Source organism: Burkholderia sp. ZZQ-2 (genome assembly GCF_050768715.1).
Lineage (GTDB): Bacteria > Pseudomonadota > Gammaproteobacteria > Burkholderiales > Burkholderiaceae > Burkholderia > Burkholderia cepacia.
This window is the reverse complement of sequence record NZ_LDVA01000211.1, coordinates 1-22,099: the sequence shown is the minus strand read 5'-3', so window position 1 is coordinate 22,099 and position 22,099 is coordinate 1. Positions and strand designations below refer to the sequence as shown.

General features: G+C 68.4%; 19 protein-coding genes and 1 pseudogene. 7 read left to right on the top strand and 13 right to left on the bottom strand.

Annotated features, from left to right (window positions below; all coding sequences use genetic code 11):
• On the top strand, positions 1-1,707 hold a 1,707-nt coding region (locus tag ABY44_RS14615), incomplete at its 5' end, for a family 2A encapsulin nanocompartment cargo protein cysteine desulfurase (RefSeq protein WP_431641358.1).
• 220 nt (positions 1,708-1,927) lie between these two features.
• Here the strand turns inward: ABY44_RS14615 and ABY44_RS14610 are convergent.
• Positions 1,928-2,032 (bottom strand): annotated as a pseudogene (locus tag ABY44_RS14610) (lysine transporter LysE); the annotation flags it as partial.
• A 428-nt stretch (positions 2,033-2,460) separates the two neighbouring features.
• Between ABY44_RS14610 and ABY44_RS14605 the strand changes: the two are divergent.
• Together ABY44_RS14605 and ABY44_RS14600 are read left to right on the top strand one after the other, a co-directional pair.
• Positions 2,461-4,020, top strand: coding sequence for a methyl-accepting chemotaxis protein (locus ABY44_RS14605; protein WP_060171455.1), 1,560 nt, complete (start codon positions 2,461-2,463; stop codon positions 4,018-4,020).
• 363 nt (positions 4,021-4,383) lie between these two features.
• Positions 4,384-5,532, top strand: a complete 1,149-nt coding sequence (locus ABY44_RS14600; RefSeq protein ID WP_060171452.1) for a porin — start codon at positions 4,384-4,386, stop codon at positions 5,530-5,532.
• Positions 5,533-5,573: 41 nt separating this feature from the next.
• On the opposite strand, the gene ABY44_RS14595 is transcribed toward ABY44_RS14600, so the two are convergent.
• From ABY44_RS14595 to ABY44_RS14560, 8 genes are all read right to left on the bottom strand, one after another.
• On the bottom strand, positions 5,574-6,467 hold the full coding sequence (locus ABY44_RS14595) for a hypothetical protein (RefSeq protein WP_060171451.1): 894 nt from the start codon (positions 6,465-6,467) through the stop codon (positions 5,574-5,576).
• 59 nt (positions 6,468-6,526) lie between these two features.
• Positions 6,527-7,048, bottom strand: coding sequence for a PTS sugar transporter subunit IIA (locus ABY44_RS14590; RefSeq protein WP_060171449.1), 522 nt, complete (start codon positions 7,046-7,048; stop codon positions 6,527-6,529).
• 137 nt (positions 7,049-7,185) lie between these two features.
• A complete protein-coding gene (locus ABY44_RS14585) occupies positions 7,186-7,404 on the bottom strand; it encodes a hypothetical protein (protein WP_021156746.1) in 219 nt (72 codons plus the stop codon).
• 47 nt (positions 7,405-7,451) lie between these two features.
• Complete coding sequence (locus tag ABY44_RS14580) at positions 7,452-7,823, bottom strand: DUF6697 family protein (protein WP_021156747.1); 372 nt, start codon at positions 7,821-7,823, stop codon at positions 7,452-7,454.
• 429 nt (positions 7,824-8,252) lie between these two features.
• Positions 8,253-9,545, bottom strand: a complete 1,293-nt coding sequence (locus ABY44_RS14575; RefSeq protein WP_060171447.1) for a hypothetical protein — start codon at positions 9,543-9,545, stop codon at positions 8,253-8,255.
• Positions 9,546-9,729: 184 nt separating this feature from the next.
• Positions 9,730-11,370, bottom strand: a complete 1,641-nt coding sequence (groL, locus tag ABY44_RS14570; protein ID WP_431641356.1) for a chaperonin GroEL — start codon at positions 11,368-11,370, stop codon at positions 9,730-9,732.
• Positions 11,371-11,382: 12 nt separating this feature from the next.
• Positions 11,383-11,673, bottom strand: coding sequence for a co-chaperone GroES (groES, locus tag ABY44_RS14565; RefSeq protein ID WP_027790739.1), 291 nt, complete (start codon positions 11,671-11,673; stop codon positions 11,383-11,385).
• 142 nt (positions 11,674-11,815) lie between these two features.
• On the bottom strand, positions 11,816-13,099 hold the full coding sequence (locus ABY44_RS14560; protein WP_060171700.1) for a lipase family protein: 1,284 nt from the start codon (positions 13,097-13,099) through the stop codon (positions 11,816-11,818).
• A gap of 380 nt (positions 13,100-13,479) precedes the next feature.
• On the opposite strand from ABY44_RS14560, the gene ABY44_RS14555 reads away from it, so the two are divergent.
• Together ABY44_RS14555 and ABY44_RS14550 are read left to right on the top strand one after the other, a co-directional pair.
• Complete coding sequence (locus ABY44_RS14555) at positions 13,480-14,160, top strand: class II aldolase/adducin family protein (RefSeq protein WP_060171445.1); 681 nt, start codon at positions 13,480-13,482, stop codon at positions 14,158-14,160.
• A gap of 130 nt (positions 14,161-14,290) precedes the next feature.
• Positions 14,291-15,418 carry a sigma-54 interaction domain-containing protein gene (locus ABY44_RS14550; protein ID WP_059687577.1) on the top strand — a complete coding sequence of 376 codons (1,128 nt, stop codon included), beginning with the start codon at positions 14,291-14,293 and terminating at the stop codon, positions 15,416-15,418.
• Here the strand turns inward: ABY44_RS14550 and ABY44_RS14545 are convergent.
• From ABY44_RS14545 to ABY44_RS14530, 4 genes are read right to left on the bottom strand one after another with little or no spacing between them, the layout of a single operon-like run.
• Complete coding sequence (locus tag ABY44_RS14545; protein WP_060171442.1) at positions 15,409-16,197, bottom strand: ABC transporter permease; 789 nt, start codon at positions 16,195-16,197, stop codon at positions 15,409-15,411. The two genes, ABY44_RS14550 and ABY44_RS14545, sit on opposite strands and share 10 nt — an antisense overlap.
• Positions 16,198-16,218: 21 nt before the next feature.
• On the bottom strand, positions 16,219-17,034 hold the full coding sequence (locus ABY44_RS14540) for an ABC transporter permease (protein WP_060171440.1): 816 nt from the start codon (positions 17,032-17,034) through the stop codon (positions 16,219-16,221).
• A complete protein-coding gene (locus ABY44_RS14535) occupies positions 17,034-18,140 on the bottom strand; it encodes a PhnD/SsuA/transferrin family substrate-binding protein (RefSeq protein WP_027790745.1) in 1,107 nt (368 codons plus the stop codon). The genes ABY44_RS14540 and ABY44_RS14535 overlap by 1 nt, the downstream gene beginning before the upstream one ends.
• 55 nt (positions 18,141-18,195) lie before the next feature.
• Positions 18,196-19,272, bottom strand: a complete 1,077-nt coding sequence (locus ABY44_RS14530; RefSeq protein ID WP_059692909.1) for an ABC transporter substrate-binding protein — start codon at positions 19,270-19,272, stop codon at positions 18,196-18,198.
• A 465-nt stretch (positions 19,273-19,737) separates the two neighbouring features.
• On the opposite strand from ABY44_RS14530, the gene ABY44_RS14525 reads away from it, so the two are divergent.
• Positions 19,738-20,910 (top strand): LLM class flavin-dependent oxidoreductase, encoded by a 1,173-nt coding sequence (locus ABY44_RS14525; RefSeq protein ID WP_060171438.1) that lies wholly within the window; start codon positions 19,738-19,740, stop codon positions 20,908-20,910.
• Between the two features lie 44 nt (positions 20,911-20,954).
• Positions 20,955-22,001, top strand: a complete 1,047-nt coding sequence (locus ABY44_RS14520) for an ABC transporter substrate-binding protein (RefSeq protein ID WP_060171435.1) — start codon at positions 20,955-20,957, stop codon at positions 21,999-22,001.
• Positions 22,002-22,099: the final 98 nt, after the last annotated feature.

The following is a 22,099-nucleotide window of genomic DNA, read 5'->3' as shown; positions in this document are numbered from 1 at the left end:
GTGCCCGGTCTCGCGCTCCCGCAAGGGAAGGTGCCCGGCGCGAACCTCGCGCCGTCCGCACCGACCCACGTGCTGTCGCTCGGCAACCGCGCACCGGCGCTCGCGCCGCATGCGGCCGCGCAGAACGGGTTGCCCGACAACGCCGTGTCGATCGCGCCCGCGCTCGAACCACGCGTCGGCGGCGCGGCGCTCGGCGTGCCGCAAGTGAATGCGCCGGCGCCGGATGGCGCGGCGAAGGCATCGCCGTACTACTTCACCGACGGTTCGCTGCAGGGCTGGCAGGCGACGCCGCAGGACATCGTCGTGCCGTCGAGCGGCCTCGCGTCGCCGGAAGCGTTCGGGCTGCCGGGCGACGACGCGCTGCGCGAGCTGCTCGCCGTGCATCGCGACGTGCCGGCGTCGCGCGCATCGGGCAGCGAGGTGCCGCGCTACTTCATCGACGATAGGCACGCAGCCGAGCCGCAAGGCCAGCTGTATCGCGGCGCGCACCCGCCGTTCGACGTGAACGCGATCCGCCGCGATTTCCCGATCCTGCAGGAGCGCGTGAACGGCAAGCAGCTCGTGTGGTTCGACAATGCGGCGACGACGCACAAGCCGCAGGCCGTGATCGACCGTCTCGCATACTTCTACGCACACGAGAACTCGAACATCCACCGCGCGGCACATGCGTTGGCCGGCCGCGCGACGGATGCGTACGAGCATGCGCGGGAAACGGTGCAGCGCTTCATCGGCGCATCGTCGCCGGACGAGATCGTGTTCGTGCGCGGCACGACCGAGGCGATCAACCTGATCGCGAAGTCGTGGGGCGTGCAGAACGTCGGCGAAGGCGACGAGATCATCGTGTCGAACCTCGAGCATCACGCGAACATCGTGCCGTGGCAGCAGCTTGCCGCGCTCAAGGGGGCGAAGCTGCGCGTGATTCCGGTCGACGATTCGGGGCAGGTGCTGCTCGACGAATACCGGAAGCTGCTCAACGACCGCACGAAGATCGTGTCCGTCACGCAGGTGTCGAACGCGCTGGGCACGGTCGTGCCGGTGAAGGAGATCGTCGAGCTTGCGCATCGGGCGGGCGCGAAGGCGCTCGTCGACGGCGCACAGTCGATCTCGCACATGCGCGTGGACGTGCAGGCGCTCGATGCGGATTTCTTCGTGTTCTCCGGGCACAAGATCTACGGGCCGACCGGGATCGGCGTCGTGTACGGCAAACGCGCGATCCTCGACGACATGCCGCCCTGGCAGGGCGGCGGCAACATGATCGCGGACGTGACGTTCGAGCGCACGGTGTTCCAGCCGCCGCCGAACCGGTTCGAGGCCGGCACCGGCAACATCGCGGATGCGGTGGGGCTGGGTGCCGCGCTCGACTACGTGAGCCGGGTCGGCATCGAGAACATCGCGCGCTACGAGCACGACCTGCTCGCGTATGCGACGAGCGTGCTCGCACCGGTGCCGGGCGTGCGCCTCGTCGGTACCGCGCGCGACAAGGCGAGCGTGCTGTCGTTCGTGCTGAAGGGCTACGAGACCGAGGAAGTCGGGCAGGCACTGAACGAAGAGGGCATCGCGGTGCGCTCGGGGCACCACTGCGCGCAACCGATCCTGCGGCGGTTCGGGCTCGAGGCAACGGTGCGGCCGTCGCTCGCGTTCTACAACACGTGCGACGAAGTCGACGCGCTGGTGAGCGTCGTGAGAAGGCTGGCGACGCGACGCTGACGCATGCCGTCTGCGAGGAGGCCGCTTGTGGCGCCCGGCAACGGGATGTCGCAAGCGGCCTCATTTGCGTGGCGATGCGGGCATGGCGCGCCGCTCGACGTTCCGTGAGCATCCATCCGTCGCGCCCCATCCTCCATAGCCCGGCCGTCGTATCGAGCACGGCCTGGCACCGGATCGGCAACCGGCGCATTGACGGGAGCGCCATTGCGCCGTGCCTTGCGCCTGGCATCCCGCCGGCGCGGCGCTGCGCGATCGCGGTCGACGTGGCGATCACGAAGTTCGGGCATGGCCCGGCCAGGCTGCGCAGCAGGACGCTGGCGATCAGCGGTCCTGCGGGTTGATTGCTCGCCGAGCGGCTAAGGCATGATCGGCGCGCTTCGGGCAGGGCGGCTGAATGGTTTGTTATCCAGATCAATCTGCGTGGAAGCCGGTACGCAGCGCGCACGGTCGAAAGCAGCCCGACGTGAGCGCAGGGGCGCATTGGCATGCCATCACGCGACACGTGCGCCCGCCAGCGTCCGGGGCACCTGGATATTCATCGGACGATTCGGCGTGCAAGCGTTGCACACCTCGCTATCACGGACTTGCGCGGATCACAACTCGCCGCTTCCGGAAACGTCCGTTACGGATTCTGCGTTAATCCCGGCGTCACTTTGGTCGTTATCGGGAAGTCGACCTTGCACGTGCCGTACCCGACTGGTTTCACGCGCATGCGTCGCATGCACCGGCGGCGTGCTCAACGCTCTCCTGACCATGATCAAGAATTTCAGCATTCGCACCCGTCTGGCGCTGGCGATGGGTTTTCTCGGAGTATTGCTGGTCGTCGGCGGCATCATCGGCGTGGTCGGCATGGCAATCGGAAACAACGACGTGAAGACGCTCTATTCCGAACGGCTCGCTTCGTCGGAGGCGCTCGGGCAGGCGAATGTCGCGCTGTCGAGGACGCGCCTGTGGCTGTATCGCATCGCGCTCGATCCGGCCAGCGACGAAGTTCCGCAGGAAACCGGTGTGGCCCGCGACATGCTGGCCGCATCGAGGAAGGCATGGGAGGCCTATCGTGCGCTGCCGTTCTCCGGCCCCGAAGAGGCCCGCCGCGCGGCCGACGCCGGCAGCAAGTTCAAGGCGCTGGTCGACAACGGGCTGGAGCCGATGTTCGAGGTCATAGCCACCCATGATGCGGCCAAAATTCCGGAAGTCTGGCGACGCATCCCGCCGTCGCTGTTCATCGACGCGTCCGACGCCATGGATGCGCTCGGGCAGCTCCAGATCACGGCTTCGCGGGCGACGTTCGATGCCGCGCAGGCACGCTTCCACTGGTTCATCGCCATGGCGTTCGCCGGGAGCCTGGTCGCGCTCGGGGCGGCCACGCTGACATGGTGGTCGCTGCAACGGGCGATCGGCACGCCGCTGGCGAACGCACTGGGCCATTTCGGCGCCATCGCCGAAGGCGACCTGACGACCCGGGTGGAGGTTCATTCGACCGACGAAATGGGGCAACTGCTGACCGGCTTGCAGACGATGCAGGGCGAACTGCTCCAGACGATCCGGGCGGTGCAGAACGGCTCGCACGCGATCGACGCCGCCGCTCGGGAGATCGCGGAGGGCAACATGGATCTGTCCCAACGGACCGAGGAGCAGGCCGCGTCGCTGGAGGAGACGGCCGCGTCCATGGAGCAGCTGACGTCGACGGTTCGCCAGAACGCCGAGAACGCGAAGCAGGCCAGCCAGGTGGTGAGCGACGCGGCGCTGCTGACCGAGCAGGGCAATCAGGCCGCGCAAGAGGTCGTCAGGACGATGCGGGGGCTGTCGGAATCGTCAGGCAAGATCGCCGAGATCATCACGGTGATCGAAGGCATTGCCTTCCAGACCAACATCCTGTCGTTGAACGCCGCGGTCGAAGCGGCCCGGGCCGGCGAACAGGGGCGCGGGTTCGCGGTCGTGGCGGGCGAAGTGCGCTCGCTGGCCCAGCGCAGTGCCGCGGCATCGCGTGAAATCAAGGAACTGATCACGGATTCGCTCAGGCGCGTCGACACCGGCGCACGGCAGGTCGATCGCGCGACGGGGACGATGACGGAAATACTGGCGTCGGTGCGACGGGTCGACGTACTGATGAGCGAGATTACCGCCGCGTCCGACGAGCAGTCGCGGGGCATCGAGCAAGTCAATCAGGCCGTCGCGCAGATGGATCAGGTGACGCAGCAGAATGCCGCGCTGGTGCAGCAGGCATCGGCAGCGGCGGCGGCGCTGAAAGCGCAGGCGGGGCAGCTGGAAGCGACGATCGCGGTATTCCGGATCGATGCCGCCCGAGCCTGATTCGACGCCGGCGCATCGGGTCGCGAAGGACGCACCGTGTCGGGATCGTTGCCGCTCTGCGCGCCGTGGCCATGCTCCGACAGCCGGGCATCGAACCATCGGTGCCGCGCTTCGACACGGCGCGATTCATTGGGGCGGAACGTGATTTGCCCGCCGTCCGGCGTGCCGCGACAGCGGATCTCGATCGCGCCGGGCCGCCGCATCGTGCACGACAGCGATTGTTGACGACGCTGGAAAGGTCCAATCCAGAAGCGGTAATAGGTGCCGCGAATATGGCCGATTATTCTCCCGTTCGCAGTAATGGCGTCCGTCCACGAATGCTATCGGACTGCTTACAAAATCAATTGCCCAGGGAGGCCTTTCATGAGACGCACCGTTGTCACCGGTTGTATCGGCGCCGCTTTCACCATGTCAGCATCGTGCACGTTCGCGCAGAGTTCGGTTACGTTGTATGGCCTCGTCGATACGGCGATCCGTTATCAGACGAATGCCGGCCCTGACGGCAAGGACCTGATCGGAATGACGGTCGGCCCGGAAACGCACAGCCGCTGGGGCTTGCGCGGCAGCGAGGATCTCGGCGGCGGGCTGTCGGCGATTTTCCGTCTCGAGAACGGTTTCGAGCTGGGCGATGGCAAGCTGCACGTCGCGAACACGCTGTTCAGCCGGCAGGCCTACGTGGGCCTGTCGAACAGCCGATATGGCACGCTGACGTTCGGCAACCAGTATGCGCCGGTGTACGACACGATGGGCGACGTATTCGATCCGATGACCGTCGGCGACTACTGGCAGGACAGCTGGGCGTACAACGGCATTGGCAACTACCTGACGGTGCCAAACTCGGTGAAGTACGCATTCACGTACAACGGGTTCAGCGTCGATGCGATCTACGGCTTCGGCAATCATGCCGGTGCGATGGGCCTCGACAGCACGTACGGCGTCGAGCTCACCTACGCGCAAGGGCCCGCGTCGATCAACGCAGGCTTCCAGCAGACCTCGGTATCGTCCGTGAACGGCAGTGCGACCAACGGCGCGAAGGTGAACTTTCTGCACGTGAGCGGCGCGTATCAGGTTACGCCCTCCGTCCGCCTGCTGGCCGGCTGGCTGCACGGCCAGGACAAGACGGGCACGACCGACTTCAACATGCAGCAGGCCGGCGCACCGGCGTTGAGCGGCGGGAGCCCGAACCGCATCGACGACACGTTCTACGTCGGCGCCAACTGGCAGGCCACCGCGCCGCTGCTGATCACGGTGGCCGGCTATTACGGCCACGCACGCAATGCGCAGCGGCTCGACGGCACGCTCGGCTCGGGGATCAACTACTCGGCGACCGTGCTGGCCGAGTATGCGCTGTCCAAGCATACGGAGGTCTACGGCACGGTCGATTTCTCGCGCGGCAACGGCGCGTTCGCGGCCGACTATCCGGGTGCCACCAACCGGCTCACCGGCAAGGTCGACCAGATCGGCAGGACCAACAACGTCGGGGCTGCCGTCGGCCTGCGCCAGATGTTCTGACGGCACTGCGCACCGCGCCGCGAGCGGTTCTGCTGCAAAATTCAGAACCGCACGACCTGCTTCTGCTCGACGTTGAAGCCGTCGCGCAGCACGCTCGCCGAATCCGCGAAGTAGCGGCGGGTTTCCGCCAGCAGGTCGGTGTTGCCGCGCCGGCAGAACACGACCCCCGATCCTTCCTCCGTCAGCAGTTCGTCGATCAGCGATTCGGGTTGCCCGATATCGGCGAGATGGACGTTCTGCACGCCGTGCGCGAGCGCATCGAGCGCTTCCCGCACGCAAGGCGCTGCGGTTGCGGCCGGATGCTCGGCCAGCCATTGCTCGAGTTCCGTGATGCCATAGAGCCCGGCGAGCTCGCCGAGTTCGCGCAGCAGCGCGCTGTCGACCATCATCACCAGCGTGACGGCGCCGGTGCGCTGCGCGAAGAGGCTGCCGAGCTGTTCCGCGCGCAGCAGGTGATCATGGCCTGCGTCGTCCGGGGCGACCGGCATCACGACGGGCACCAGCCCGTTCTCGAGCAACGCGTTCAGCGCCGTGCCGTCGAAGCGGGCGACCGCGCTCGTGTCGGTGCCGTCGGAATGGGCGCTCGCCACCAGCAGGCCGCCGTCGTGGCCGTTGATGCCGATCGCCTTGGCGCCGTGACCGCCGATCAGGCGCACCAGTTCATGATTGATGCCCGCCATCGCCGCATGAACGGCGTGGATCGATTGCGTACCGGATGCGGCCGGCACGCCCTGCACGATGATCGGTCGAACACCGGTGAGCGCGAGCAGCGCGACATCCTGCGCGAAGGCGTGGCGGGCACGTGCGTCGCGCGCGGTGCCGCCGTCGACGATGACGACGGTCTGCCCGTGCAGGGCCTGCATGAACGGCAGCGAGCGCGCCAGTCCGGCCACGCGATGCGACGTAAGGGGGGAGCTTTCAGGGTCTGGGAACATGGGAATCCGGATGGATGAAGGGAGTGCGTGTTGCCGCACGACGCGGCACCACGACGGCATCAATACGTGCGTTGCATCAGCTGGTGAATCTCGTCGGGCGTCAGCGCGTCGCGCGACGACTGCCGGAACGGACGTTCGCTGAAACAGCGCGCCGCGTCGGCGAGCAGTTCGAGGTGCGCGCGGTTGTCTTCCTGCGGCAGCACCAGCGCGATGAATTCGCGCACGGGCTTGCGATCCGGTGCGTTGAAGGGGAACGGATACTGCGCGCGAACGAACAGCGCGATGGCCGAGCGGAGGCCGGCGACACGCGCGTGCGGAATCGCGACGCCCTGGCCGAGGCCGGTCGAGCCGAGTTGCTCGCGCTTCGTCAGTTCGGTCCTGATCCGCTCCGCGGACACACCGCTGCTGCGCTCGATATAGCGCGCGACGAGGTCGAACAACTGGATCGCGCTTTCGACCGGTACGTCGAGCAGGATGTTGTCCGGCGGGCAGGCGTCGGCCAGCCGGGTCGCGAACGTTGCGCCGCCGCGTCGGTAGGGAAGGTCGGGTTGGCCGCCGATGGCGGCCTGCTGCGTTTGCATGCGGATCTCTCCGTGTCGGGATGACAGGGAAATCCTAGACAAAAGCGTGTAAAGACGGTGTCAGAGACGCGGGGGCGCCGCATTAAAATTTCGTATCGATTGCGCTGGCGCCCGCCGCGTGCCCGACAAGGACATCGTCAGGTACCCGACAGCACGAACGGCAACGTCGTCAGCAAGAACACGGAAATGCCGACGACTGGCGCACCGAACGCGATCGCCGCAAATGCCACCGCGGCGCTCGTCAGCACCAGCGTCCTCGAGCGCACGCGGTGGCGGCCGAGTGCCGTTGCGCGATCGTCGCGGGCGGCATCGGGTCGTGTGCCGATCACGTGTTTCCAGAACGTCAGGCCAAGCATGATTGCTCCTTGATGAAAGGCGACCGGAAAGGCGCGCGCTGCGCGCGTCAGCAGCGCTTGAGCTTCAGCACGCGCGAGATCTGCCCGGGCGTGAAGCCGCTGTTGCGCACGTAAGGCGCGCAGTCGAGCGGTGCGGTGAGCGATTCGCTGACGACGTACCGACCGACGAAGCGGTAAGCGTCCGTGGCCATGCGGATGAACACCGGAATCGCATCGCGTTGCGCGGCGAGCGTCCTGCCGGCCGCGCGCGCGGACGCGCTGCCGTCGCAGAGGATCACGTCGGGCGCATGCGGGTTGAGGTCCGTGCGCAGGCAGGCGGCAACGACCTTGCCGTTCTTCGTCGGCAGGAACGCCTGCTTGCTGCCGCCGCAGGCGGTGTGGATGAATTCGCGGGTGTACTGCTTGTCGATCTCGAACATGACCGGGCTCCGGTATCGGGAACTTCAGTGGGTTAAATCAGGGATGCAAAGCAATGTGACCGGATCGACATGCCGGATGCGGGCATGCCAGGCGATCGTTGCCGGGCTGGCGGATCGATGGCGCGACGTTGCAAGGGATGTTCCGCGGGAACACGCTTGCCCGCACGACGCGCGATCAACGCATCGACGTCGTGTTCAAGCGTGCACGGGAATGACTACGGCGCGCACCGTCCGCCTGCTGGCAGGACGGTGGCTCGGGAAAAGAGAGACGCAGGCGTCCTGCCTGTCAGGCAGAAAAGCAACTCGGAGGGCGAGGACTTCGGATGCGCATGGTGCGTACTCGGTGATGGATCGATTGCGAACACATTCTAGTGAACGCACGCGCGGCCGCAAGTAAAAAGGTCGTAAAGGTTGCGTGGCCGGTGCGTGCTACGTGCACTGCCAGAGGTGCGCGCTGGTGCGGCACGGCGCGCACCAGAACGTGTAGCTCGCGCCGCCGCTGCCCCACAGCCATTCGCCGCCGTCCGTTTGCGGGAGGCCGGAATCGAGCTGCATGACGAACGACATCTTGCGGCCGCAATCCGGACAGTCGGGATACCACGCGGACTGTACCCACGACGGCGCGCCGCCGACACGGCTCAGGTTCTGCCGGCCGTTCGATTCGCCCCAGTCCTGCCGTGTCCAGCGTGCCGGTGCGGCGAAGAGCGCAACGTCGGCCTCCACGAACGCGGCCGCCGGATACTCGGGCTGGATCGCGATGTCGCGTTGCTGGGACGGGTGCGCGCAGGCGTTGCCTGCGTCGTCGTGCAGGTGGAACAGCGGGCCGTCGCTCTCCCAGCCGACGCACGACAGGCAGGTGTCGAACGATACGGGCGTCGCGCTGTCGATGCCGGCTGCCGCGGGTTGCGGTAGCGTCAGCAACCGATGCAGCGGCTCGTGACACAGGCCGCATCGATGCGTCGACACGCCGCCGAAGCGCGCGCCCGATCGATGCGAATCGCGTGCGTGCCAGGTCGGGTGATGCGCGTCAATCTCGCGTTTCCACTTCGGCATCTCGCGGAGCCTCGGCGCACGCAGCGTCGGGCCGAAGTCGATGTGTAGCGGCGACTCGCCATGCAGCGCGCACAACGTGTCATGTTCCTGCGCATAGCCGGCAGACATGAGCCAGTTGGCGTACTTGCCCGGATCGTCGGAAAACAGCCGCGCCGCCGCGTCGCGAACGGCCGCGGGGTGTCGCGAATGAAGCAGCGCGACGGCGCGTTCGCGCATCGCGTCGTCGCCGGAGGGGGGCTCGGCAAGCCGGCCGCGCCATGCATCGATCGTCGCCGGATCGAGCATTCGCCACGCGTTGTCCTCGTAGTACAGGTGCGGCGACCGCTTCGCGGTCACAACGTCGAGAAACACGTCCCAGTGACCGGCAAATACCTGCGGCGCCTGTATTGCCGCGCTCGACAACACGCTCGCGAGCCGCGTGTTCCATGCGCCGTCGCGGACGCGTTGCCACGCTGCGGCGGTGACGTTCGCGAAAGCGGTGTCGTCCATCAGGTCGAGTGCGGCGTCGAGGAAGGTCGCATGCGACAGCTCGCGATCGAACGAAGCGATCACGAGGTCGGCGAGTGCCGCCGGGTTGTCGCGCCGCAGCGCCAGCATCCGCGACATCGGATCGTTGCCGGTCCAGCCGAGGCGTTCATAGTCGTCGAGAATGGTTTGTACGGTCGGCATGGCGTGGGCGGCGGGGCGGCGGACGGGCGTTCATCTTACCCGAGCGCGCCAGCGGGCCGGCACGCCGCCCGTTTTCGCAGCCCCATGCAAAAAACGCGTGACGACTTTCGTCGCCACGCGTTGCCTGCGTTTCGCTGTGCGTGCCGGTCGCGCATGCCGGCGAACCGGCATACGCGTCGGGTCGTCAGAAATCGAACCCCGGCCCGCCCGCACCCGGGCCGCCCGGCGCAGCCGCCGGTGCCGCATCCTTCGGTGCTTCGAACACGGTTGCATCGGTCGTCAGCAGCAGCCCCGCGACCGACGCCGCGTTCTGCAGCGCCGTGCGCGTGACCTTGGTCGGATCGAGCACGCCCGACTCGACGAGGTCGCCGTATTCGCCCGTCTGCGCGTTGTAGCCGAAATTGCCCGAGCCTTCCGCGACTTTCGCGACCACGACGCTTGCTTCCTCGCCCGCGTTCGTGACGATCTGGCGCAGCGGTTCCTCGAGTGCGCGCAGCACGATCTTGATGCCCGCGTTCTGGTCGGCGTTCACGCCCTGCAGTTCGCGGATCGGCTGCCGCACGCGGATCAGCGCGACGCCGCCGCCCGGCACGATGCCTTCCTCGACGGCCGCACGCGTGGCGTGCAGCGCGTCGTCGACGCGGTCCTTCTTCTCCTTCACCTCGATCTCGGTCGCACCGCCGACCTTGATCACTGCAACGCCGCCCGCGAGCTTCGCGACGCGTTCCTGCAGTTTCTCGCGGTCGTAGTCCGACGTCGCTTCCTCGATCTGCACGCGGATCTGCTTCACGCGCGCCTCGATGTTCTTCGCATCGCCCGCGCCGTCGATCACCGTCGTGTTTTCCTTGCCGACCTCGATGCGCTTCGCCTGGCCGAGTTCCGCCAGCGTCGCCTTCTCGAGCGTCAGGCCCGTTTCCTCGGCGATCACCTGGCCGCCGGTCAGGATCGCGATGTCTTCGAGCAGTGCCTTGCGGCGGTCGCCGAAGCCGGGCGCCTTCACGGCCACCGTCTTCAGGATGCCGCGGATGTTGTTGACGACCAGCGTCGCGAGCGCTTCGCCTTCGACGTCTTCCGCGATGATCAGCAGCGGCCGGCCCGATTTCGCGACCTGTTCGAGCACCGGCAGCAGGTCGCGGATGTTCGAGATCTTCTTGTCGTGCAGCAGGATGTACGGGCTTTCGATCTCGGCGATCTGCTTGTCGGGATTGTTGATGAAATACGGCGACAGGTAGCCGCGATCGAACTGCAGCCCTTCGACGACGTCGAGCTCGTCCGCGAGCGACTTGCCGTCCTCGACGGTGATCACGCCTTCCTTGCCGACGCGGTCGATCGCTTCCGCGATGCGCTGGCCGATCGATTCCTCGCCGTTCGCAGAGATCGTCGCGACCTGCGCGATTTCCTTGCTCGTGGTGGTCGGACGGCTGATCTTCTTCAGCTCGTCGACGGCCGCCGCGACGGCCTTGTCGATGCCGCGCTTCAGGTCGAGCGGATTGAGCCCGGCCGCGACGTACTTCTGGCCTTCACGCACGATCGCCTGCGCCAGCACGGTGGCCGTCGTGGTGCCGTCGCCGGCCGCATCGCTGGTGCGCGACGCGACTTCCTTCACGAGCTGCGCGCCGATGTTCTGCAGCTTGTCCGCGAGTTCGATTTCCTTCGCGACCGACACGCCGTCCTTCGTGACGACCGGCGCGCCGAAGCTGCGTTCGAGCACGACGTTGCGGCCCTTCGGCCCGAGCGTGACCTTTACCGCGTTCGCGAGAATGTTCACGCCTTCGGTCAGCCTGGCCCGTGCGACGTCGCTGAAAATGATTTCCTTCGCTGCCATGATTGCGCTCCGTTACTGGTTGACGACTGCGACGATGTCTTCCTCGCGCAGCACGAGAAACTCGGTGCCGTCCAGCTTGACGGCCTGGCCCGCGTACTTGCCGAACAGCACGCGCTCGCCGACCTGCAGGTCGGGCACGATGCGCTGGCCGTCCGCATCCTTGCGGCCGGGGCCAACGGCGATCACTTCACCCTGGTCGGGTTTTTCCGCGGCGCTGTCGGGGATCACGATGCCCGACGCGGTGGTGGTTTCCTGGTCGAGTCGCTTCACGATCACGCGGTCGTGCAAGGGGCGTAGGCTCATAGGTTCGTCCTGTGCTGTTCTGTCGAGATTGGCTGGCACTCTTTGGAAGAGAGTGCTGACGAGTATAAAAATGCGCGGCGGCGCGATCCAATAACGGATTCGGAAATGCATTCGCGCCGGCGTGCAAAGCGCGCGGCGCGCGTTATCGCGACACGGCCTGCTGCGCGGCGGGCGTGCAGACCGGGTGGATCGTCTCGCCGGCGAGCACGCGCTTCACGAACGGGATCGAATCGGCGAGCGACGCGTTCACGGTGCCGTTGTGTTCGCGGCCCGCATACAGGTGCGCTTCGACGGTCGTGCCCGCCGCGCACGCGTCCTTCGCGAGCGCGAGTTCGAGCGGCGCGAGCCCGTCGTCCGCGCCCGCGCCGATGAAGACGGGCGTCGCGATCTTCAGCGTCGGGTACGTCAGGTACGCGTCCCACCACGCTTTCAGCCGTGCATCGCCGCCGGGCTTCACGGTGTTCGCATGCGTGAGGTGCGCGAGCGCCGCATCGTCCTCGAGCGACGCGAGGCAACCGATGCGCGCCTGTTCGAGGATCGGCAACGCCTGGTCGGTCAGCACTTCGTCGGCGCGCAGCGACGGGTCGATCTGCTGGGCGGAGAGCACCGAGTAGAACTGGTACGCGAGTGTCGGATCGACGCGCTCGGGATCGCGCCGGTAGGCACTGTCGAACTTCGGCAGCGACGCGAGCGTGGCGGGCGATGCGTTGTAGATCGTCCCGGTGGCGACGGTCGCGCGGATCGCGAGTTCGGGCGCATACGCGGGCGCGTAGCCGGCCGCCGCGAACACGGCCGACCCGCCTTGCGACTGGCCGACGAGCACGACCTCGTTCGCGAGGCCCGGCACGCCGCCGAGTACCGCGCGCACGCTGTCGAGCAGCGTGTAGCTGTTCGAGCGGTTGTTGAGCTGCGGATTCGGGCCCGGCGTGCCGAGCCCCTGATAGTCGGTCGCGACGACGGCGAACCCCTGCTGAAGCCACGCGTTCAGGTAGCGCACGTCGCGATACGAGCGGCCGAACCACGACGGCGCGCAGATGTCGGCCATCCCGAACGTGCCGTGCGCCCATGCGACGATCGGCCAGCCGCCGGCGGGCGGCGTGCCGCGCGGCACGAACAGCGCACCCGACACGGCGATCGGCGTGTGACCGCCGACACCGTCGGTCGACGCATAGAGGAATCGCAACTGGCGCGCTGCGCTCGCGAGCCCGAGCGTCGCGGGCAGCGGCTCGGTGCGCAGCAGCGCGCCGGGCGTCGCCGGAATGTCGCGGTCCCACGTGTAGAACGCGGACACGCGGCCGTCGCCCTGCAGCGGGTCGGGCGCGGGAACGCGGCCGGGCGAAGCCGCGTGCGAGAGGAAAGACGATACGGCGAGCGCCGAAGCCAGCAGTGCGCGCGCGGCGCAGCCGCGCAGGGGGAGGAGCGTCATGGTCGGATGGAGGTCGATGAGATCGGATCGGAAGCGCCGGACGGTGCATGGCGCGGGCCGAGCACGACGCAAGTTTCGAACCAGTGCATCCGTTGCGTGCGCGGCGCGCGGCGCGACGGGCCGTTGCGTCGTACCGCGTGTGTCGCACGCATGCGCCGGCTGCGCGTCGCGCAGCAATCCGGGCCGGCGGGCTGTTGCTCCCGCAACAAAGGCAGGTGCATGGATCGTGCCGCGGGCGTCGTGCATGACCGGCCCGCACCGCGGCGCGGGCGTTCGATGCGAGCGCGCCCGGCTGGCACGATTGCTGCTGATCCGGTCGGCGTGTGTCGCGACGCTGCGTTGCGACTCCCTCCGTCCACCCGATCAAGGAAACCATCCTCATGTCCGTCACCCCAACCATCGACAGCGGCGAACTCGTGGCATTCGTCGAGCGTGCCGCGCGCGAATTCACGCAGGCCGCACGCGTGCTGAAGGACACGCGCACGCTGTCCGCGACCAACACGTTCCAGGCGTTCCAGCGCGTGCCGGGCACCGAGCTCGTCGTCGCGCTGTCGGCGCCGAGCCCGTGGGCCGCCTCGCAGGAAATCCAGCCGGTCGTCGTGACGTTCGACGGCGACGTGCTGCATGGCGACGCGCGCGCGGGCGGCAACGGGCCGCGTTATGCGGACGTGTTCCGCGAGGCGCCGGACGTCGGTGTCGTGATCCACGTGCATGGCCCGTATCTCGGCGCATGGGCGAGCGCGCATCGCCCGCTGCCGATCCGCTATGCGCCGGCCGCGCGCTACACGCGCGCCCGCGAGATTCCGGTGTACGTCGATCGTCGTCCCGGCGAGCCGCGTTTCATCGTCGACACGATCCGCCGCGCCCCCGAGGTACCGGCGATCATCGAGGCGAACGGCGGCGCAACCTTCTGGGGAAAATCGATCCTCGACGTGTCGAAGTACATCCTGATCCTCGAGGAAGCCGCGTATTTCCAGGCGCTCGCGGAGCCGCTCGGCGGCTCGCTCGAGTTCGGGCCGGGCGCGCTCGAGCAGCAATGGAAGATGACCGGTCTCGCGTGACATCGCGTGCGCTCGCGCGGCGGCCGGCGCAATCCGGCCGCCGTCATACCGATAGCTCGATGAATTGGTTCGTGGCCGGCGCGCGCCTTGCTATCGTCGAACCTTCCCCGTTCAACACGCCGGTCGTGCCATGGCCATCTTCAGTTTGCCGGACCCGAATTCGCATGCGATCACGATCCGTGCGAAGGCGCTGACGTTCGACGATCCCAAATCGCGGGTGCTGCTCGAGCGCATCCAGCTCGTCGCGCCGAGCGACGCGACCGTGCTCGTCACCGGCGAGAGCGGCACCGGCAAGGAGCTGATCGCGCGCCTCGTGCACTCGCTGAGCGAGCGCCATGACGGCCCGTTCGTGGCGGTCAACTGCGGCGCCTTCTCCGAGACGCTGATCGAAAGCGAGCTGTTCGGCCACGAACGCGGCGCGTTTACCGGCGCGATCAACAGCCAGCCCGGCTGGTTCGAATCCGCGAATCGCGGCACGCTGTTTCTGGACGAGGTGGGCGACTTGCCGCTGTCCGCGCAGGTCAAGCTGCTGCGCGTGCTGCAGGAGCGCGAAGTGACGCCGGTCGGCTCGCGCAAGACCGTGAAGATCGACGTGCGGCTCGTCGCGGCGACCAACGTGAATCTCGAAGCCGCGGTGCGCGCGGGCAATTTCCGCGAGGATCTTTACTACCGGCTCAACGTCGTGAAGCTGAGCCTGCTGCCGCTGCGCGAGCGCCTCGGCGACATCGCGCCGCTGATCGAGCACTTCATCGACACCTATGCGAAGCGGCTGCGCGTCGCCGCGCCGACGCTCACGGACGCCGCGCGCGCACGGCTGCATGCGCACGCGTGGCCGGGCAATATCCGCGAACTCGAGAACGTGATCCACCACGCGGTGCTGATCTGCGCGGGTGGCGCGATCGATGTGGGCGACCTGCAATTCTCCGCGCTGTCGCTCGCGCCCGATGCCGACGACCCGCGCGCCCCGGCGGCGGCACCGCCGCGCCGTGCGCGCGACGTGGCCGAGGCGACCGATGCGCTGCGCCATGCGGTGATCGAGCTGCTGGATCTCGGCACGCCGTCGCTCTGGCAGCACATCGAGGACACCGTCTACCGCAGCGTGTTCGACTACAGCGAGCACAACCAGCTGCGCATGTCGCGCCTGCTCGACCAGTCGCGCAACATCGTGCGTGCGCGGCTCGCGCAGCTCGGCATCCTGAAGCCGCGCGACGCGGGTGACGGAGGCGACGCCGACGCGCGGTTGCGCCGTCAGGCGTGATCGCGCCAGCGCAGCACGCGCTGCGCGATCCGCTCGCATAGCGCACTCATGCCGACGGCGAGCGCCGTCACCCCCAGCACGCAAACCAGCAGCACGTCGGCGCGCGCGCCGGCCTGCGCGTTCTGCATCAGGCTGCCGACCCCCGCGCCCGCGTTGAACAGCAGCTCGCTGCTGGTCGCGGTGATCCACGCGAACGGCACGGCTTGCAGCACGCCCGCGAACAGGTCGGGCAGCGCGCCGGGAATCAGCACGTCGCGCCACAGGCCGATGCGCGTCAGGCGATACGACTGCGCCAGTTCGACGTAGCGCGGATCGACGCGGCGCAGCCCGTCGAAGCTGGCGGTGGTCATCGGGTAGAACGCGGCGAGCGCGATGATGAGCACCTTCGCGAATTCGCCGGTGCCGGCCCACAGGCTCAGCAGCGGAATCAGCCCGAGCAGCGGCACGTAGCGCAATGCCTGGAACGCCGGCTCGCCGAGCTTGCGCGCGAGCGTCGAGCGCGCCATCGCCGCGCCGAATACAAGCCCGAACGCGACGCCGAACCCCAGCCCGAGCGTCGTGCGGCGCAGGCTCGCGCCGAGATCGGTCGCGAGTTCGCCGCTGCGGGCGAGTTCGACGAGTGCGGCGCCCACCTGCTGCAACGGCACGAACGCGTATTGATGGGCCGCGTCGCCGGACGACGCGAACTGCCATGCGGCCACCAGCAGGGCCGGCACGACGAGGCCGCGCGCGCGGCGGCGCAGCGGGGTAAGCGAGAGAGAGCGTATGGCGAGCGTCATTTCGAAGCGTATCCAGTCAGGTCAGCGCGAGGGCGTTTGCCAGCGCAATGCGTAGCGTTGCACGAGCGCGATCGACCGGTCGATCGCGAAGCCGATCAGCCCGATCACCGCGACGTCGATGAGCACGACGTCGAGCCGCAGCATCTGCCGCGCGAGTTCCATCATCTGGCCGATCCCGCTGTCGGCGCTGAGCAGCTCGACCGCGACGAGCGCGAGCCACGCGCGCGCAAGCGCGATCCGCACGCCGGTCAGCAGCGGCGGCAGCGCGGCCGGCAGCAGCACGTCGCGCAGCAGCGCGAAGCGGTCCAGCCCGTAGTGCCGCGCCATCTCGACGAGGTCGCGCGGCGCGTCGTGCACGCCCGTGTACGCGGCCAGCGCGACCGGGAAGAACACGGCCTTGCCGACGACGACGAGCTTCAGCGGCTCGTCGACGCCGATCAGCAGGATCAGCAGCGGAATCAGCGTGAGCGTCGGCACTTGCCGCAGCAGGTCGAACGTCGGCCGCAGGTAGTCGGAGAACAGCCGGCTGCGCGCCAGCAGGATGCCGAACGCGGCCCCGCCCGTCGCGCCGATCGCGAACCCGAGCGCGAGGCGATGCAGCGTGATCAGCAGGTTGTCGCGCAGTTCGCCGGTGTCGAGCAGGGTGCGCAGCGTCGCCGCGAGCCGGCCGGGCGGCACGACGAGCTGCGGCGGGAACCAGCGCTGCGCGCTCGCGAGCCACCACAGCGTGGCGAACGCGACGGGCGTGGCCCACCACAGCGCGAGCCCGCCGAGCCGCGCGACGCCGGGCAGGCGGATCGCGCGTGCGCCGTTCGACGCGAGGGCGTGCATCGGCATCAGCGGCTCGCGACGCGCGCCGTGTCTGCGCGCCAGTAGCCGTCGAGCCCGAGCTGCTTGAGCGCGGTTGCGACGAACGTCGGCGCGAGCAGCGCGTTCACGTCGACCGGCGCGGACGTCAGGCCGGCCTGGCGGCTGTACGCGACGACGTCGCGGTAGTGACCGGTCAGCGCGGGCGTGAAGAGCGGCGTCCATTGCTCCTTCCACGGCGTCGATTCGTCCGCGTATTCGCGGCGCACGACGCTTTCCGGCTGGCCGGACGCGCTCAGGATCTTCACGTACGCATCGCGGTTCTGCGGCTGCGAGATCCAGTGCGCGGCACGCACGTAGGCGGTCGCGACGAGCTGCGTGATGTCGGGGTAGCGCCGCACGAAATCGTCGGATGCCCACAGTTCCGCGCGCATCTTCCAGTCGTCGGGCGCGGTCTTGGTCGACCAGATGATCTTGCCGACGTTCTTGTCGACGAGCGAATACGCGTCGGACAGCGTGAAGAAGCCGTCGACGCGGCCGGCCGCGACCGCTGCCGCACCGGCCTGCGGGTCGAGGTTGTAGATCCTGAAGTCGGACAGCTTCAGCCCGTTCTCCGCAAGCAGCTTGCTGAACGTGACTTCCCACGGCCGGCCGCGATTGAGCGCGATGCGCTTGCCTTTCAGGTCGACGATCGACTTCGCGCTCGAGCCGGCCGGCACGACGAGATACGTATTGCTGCCGACCCCGCCCGGCACGATCAGGCGCGTATGCGTGCCCGATGCGTTGACGACGACCGACGGCAGGTCGCCGTAGCCCGCGAAGTCGATGCTGCCGTTCGTGAACGCCTCGTTGACGAGCGTGCCGACCGCCGCGGTCGACACCGGTACCCATTGCAGCTTCACGTGCCGCGCGGCGAGCGCCTTCTCGAGCGACTTGTCGGCGTCGATCAGCGCGGAGGCGCCCGCGTACTGCGTCTTGCCGCCGCCTGAATAAGCGACGACGGCGATTCGCACCACCTTGGGCGCATCGTCCGCGTGCGCAGCCGGTGCGGCGAGCGATGCCGCGGCAAGCGGCAGCGCGGCGAACAGCGCACGCAGCGGGCGGCGCAGCGAAGCGAGGGAGAGCGTGTGTTTCATGATGGTCGGGATCAGTGGGCGGAAAAGAGGCTCACGCGGGGGCTCACTCAGTGGCTCACGCGCGTTTCTGCCGCGACGGCCGCAGCACGTCGGCGAGCGGGCGCGGGTCGATCCAGTCGGCGACGTCGAAGTCGGCTTCCAGAAAACCCCGGTCGTGCAGAAACGTCTTGAAGTCGTCGAGCGCCGCGACGGATTCGTCGTCGAGGTTGACGCCGAGGTGCCGGTGCAACTGGTTGCCGTATGCGGCGCGAACCCAGTCGATCGACGACGCGGTTTCGCCGGCCACGTAGTGCGCGGTTTCGTCGGGATGCGTGCCGGCCCATTCGCCGGCCGCGACCACGAGCTTCAGGAAGCCGGCGACGATGTCCGGATGGTTCGCGAGCACGTCCGCGTTGACGGTCAGCGGGCGCGGCGTGCCGTTGTTGTTGCGGATCGAGCGCTCCGGATGAAAGCCGATGTCGATCACGACGTGCGCGCCGATCAGCTGCGCGATCTCGAGGCCGGTCGAGCCCTTCACGTAGATCGCGTCGACCTCGCCGCGCAGCAGCGCGCCGGCTTCGGCCGCGTACAGCGCGCGGCTCGAGAAGCCGTGCGGCGACGCGAACAGGTCCGCCGCGCGCGCCGGCCCGACGGCCTGCAGCGTGCGTGCATGCACGTCGACGAGTTCGACGTCGGCAGTGGTCAGCCCGTCGAGGCTCAGCGCGTTGACGAAGCCGCGCAGCGCCGACGCGCGAAAGATGTCGATGCGGTCGTCGGGGCGGCTCGGGATCGCGACGCGGCGCCCGCGCAACGCCTTCACGGAGCGGATGCCCGACTCGGGCCGCGCGAGGATCAACTGCGATTCGTCGACCCACGACAGCCCGATCACGCGCGTGTTCGCGCCGTTCGAGCGCGCCCACATCGCGGGGATGCTGCCGCCCTGGCGAAACGACTGCGTCAGCGTGTGGTCGCTGATCGACGACACGTCGTGCCGCGTGGCGCCGCGCGGCGAGCGGATCGCGACGCCGTCGGCCGACGTCTCGCCGTTGAGCCAGCCGAGATGCACGGCGATGCCGAGCGGGGTCGGCACGGGCGATCGGGCGTACCAGAACGTCTGCTGCTTGTCCGATGACGAATCGGGCCTGTCTGTCATGTGTGAGATTCCCTCTCTGCGTAAGCATGGTCGAAGCGCGGTCGCGCGCGGTGCCGCTCGGTGTCGGTGCGCACGCGCGGGCCGGTCAGCGTTGCAAGTTCCGGGCCAGTGAACGGAAACGGCGCGGCCGCACGCGGTGCGGGCGTCGCGCGGAAAGGGCGATGCGTGTGCCGATGCATGGCCTGTTGCGCCAGCAACAGTCGCGTGGGCCGCTGTTGCGCGCGCAGCAGCGGTGCGGCCGATGCAGCAGCACGGCACGGGCCTGTCGCGACCGTGCCGGCCACGGCCGGGCGGGTGTGATCCGGTTGCCGTCGACGCCCGGCGTGCAAGGCGCCGCGCAGGTTTGCAGGCGGCCGCGCAGGTGTCGCGTCGGGCGGGTTGGCACACCGCGTGCTTTACAGCGCAGCACACGGGCGGCACGCCGATGCCGCACGCAATCCGAATGGCCCGACCAGGAGAATCCCGATGGCTGTTGAATTTCTGTGGCGCCTGCCGATGCATGGCGACGGCCGGCGCGCACACGACCTGCATACACGCGGCGAATGGAACCGCCAGCGCGGATCGCGCGTCGCGCCGAAAGTCGACGACGACGAATTCGGCTACATCGACTATCTGTCGCAGGTCGCGCGCGCGGCCGATATCGCCGGCTTCCACGGCGCGCTGATCCCGATCTTCCGCTTCACGGAGGAGCCGTGGGTCGTGGCGGCCGCGCTGGCGCGCGAGACGCGCCGGCTGCGGCTCCTGATCGCGCTGCAGCCGCATTTCGTGCATCCCGTCTACGCGGCGCAGATGGCCGCGAGCCTGCAGCGGATCAGCCGTGGCCGCGTGGAGTGGAACGTTGTGACGGGCGGCGGCGGCCCCGACCAGCGCGCGTACGGCGACTTCATCGATCACGACAGCCGTTATGCGCGTACGGACGAATTCCTCGACGTCGTGAAGGGCGTCGCGGCCGGCGAGCCGTTCACGTTCGACGGACGCTTCTACCGCGTCGAAGGCGGCGGCCTGCTGCCGCCGCTGAGCGGCCAGAAACCGCCGCGCATCTACCTGGCCGGCGCGAGCGATGCCGCGCTCGCGGTCGCCGCGAAGCATGGTGACGTGCACCTGAGCTGGGGCGAGCCGCTCGCGAAACAGAAGGAGGTGATCGATGCGGCCCGCCGCGCGCTCGATCGCCAGAATGCCGAGCGCGACCTGCGCTTCGCCATGCGCATCGACATCCTGGCGCGCGAGACCGAGGCGCAGGCGTGGGCCGAGTTGCGGCAGATGTTCGCGACGGTGGGCGACGCGACGCGCAACGGCTTCGGCGGGCGCGGCGAGTCGTCGGAATCGGTCGGTGCGAAACGCCAGTTCGCGCTGCACCAGGGCAACACGCAGCACTTCGACGACCTGATCGTCGGCCCGAACCTGTGGGCCGGGATGTCGCAGATTCGCGGCGGCCCCGGCTGCGTGATCGTCGGCAGCCACGAGCAGGTGGCCGAGCGGCTCGCGGAATACGTCGATATCGGCGTGTCGACGTTCATCCTCGCGAGCAACCCGCATCTCGAGGAGGCGTACCGCGTGGGCGAGGAAGTGCTGCCGCTCGTCGACGGCGCGCTGAACGCGCGCGGCACGCAGGCGGCGCTGCGCGTGGCCGGCGCATGAGCGCAACGGCATTCCCCCGCATTCCAACGACAAGGACATTCACCATGACGACACTCGCTGCGCAGGCCACGGCCCGCGACGCACTCTGGTACACGCGCTGCCCGGTGCCGACCGCGCTCGGCATCGCCGTGCACCGCGGCTGGTTCGACGAGGAGTTCGGGCCGGACGGCATCGCGCTGCATTCGCTGCAGGAAACGGCCGACGCCGGCAAGCGCGAATCGCACTTCGATCACAGCCTCCCGTCCTCGTTCCGGCAGGGCGGCAACATTCCGGCGCTGTGGGCGCGGGCACGCGGCGCCGATACGCGCGTGATCGGCCTGTCGTGGACCAACGAGTTCCAGGCGATCGTCACGCTGCCCGATCGCGGCATCCGCACCGTGCGCGATCTGCGCGGCCGGCGGCTCGGGTTGCCGCGCCATCCGATCAGCATCGACTTCTGGCGCGCGGCCGCGCTGAAAGGTTTCCTGAGCGCGCTCGAACTGGAAGGGCTCGGGCACGGCGACGCCGAATGGGTCGACCTGCCCGACGAACGCGTACGCCGCACCGGGCCGGCATCGTTTACGCGCGGCCCGCACGAGTACGGGATCGAGATCGCGGCGCTCGTGCGCGGCGAGGTCGACGCGGTGTTCGTGAAAGGGGTCGAAGGGCTCGAAACCGTGCACCTGATCGACGCGCAGGTGGTCATCGATCTCGGCGCGCACCCCGATCCGCTGGTGCGGATCGGCAACGGCACGCCGCGCACGCTGACCGTCGATCGCGCACTGATCGACGCGCGCCCCGATCTCGTGAGCCGCTTCCTGTCGGTCGTGGTGGGCGCGGGCGACTGGGCCGCGCGTCATCCGGCGGAGACGGTGGCCTATATCGGCCGCGAAACGCGCGCGTCCGACGAATGGGTGCGCTATGCGTACGGCGCGGACGTGCATCGCCATCTGGAGACGGGGCTCGCGCAGACGTCGATCGACGGGCTGGTGGCGTTCAAGGACTTCCTCGTCGAGTGGGGTTTTCTCGAACAGGATTTCGATGCGCGCGCATGGATCGACCCGGCGCCGTTCACGCGCATCGACCGGCAACGCCATGCGTGGGTCGCGTAGCGCGCCGCGGCGCGTCATTGCAAGGAGTCGAGCATGACAGGTCTGACGATCGAATACGGCGTGCCGCCGGCGCGCCGGCATGCGGCACGTGCGGCACC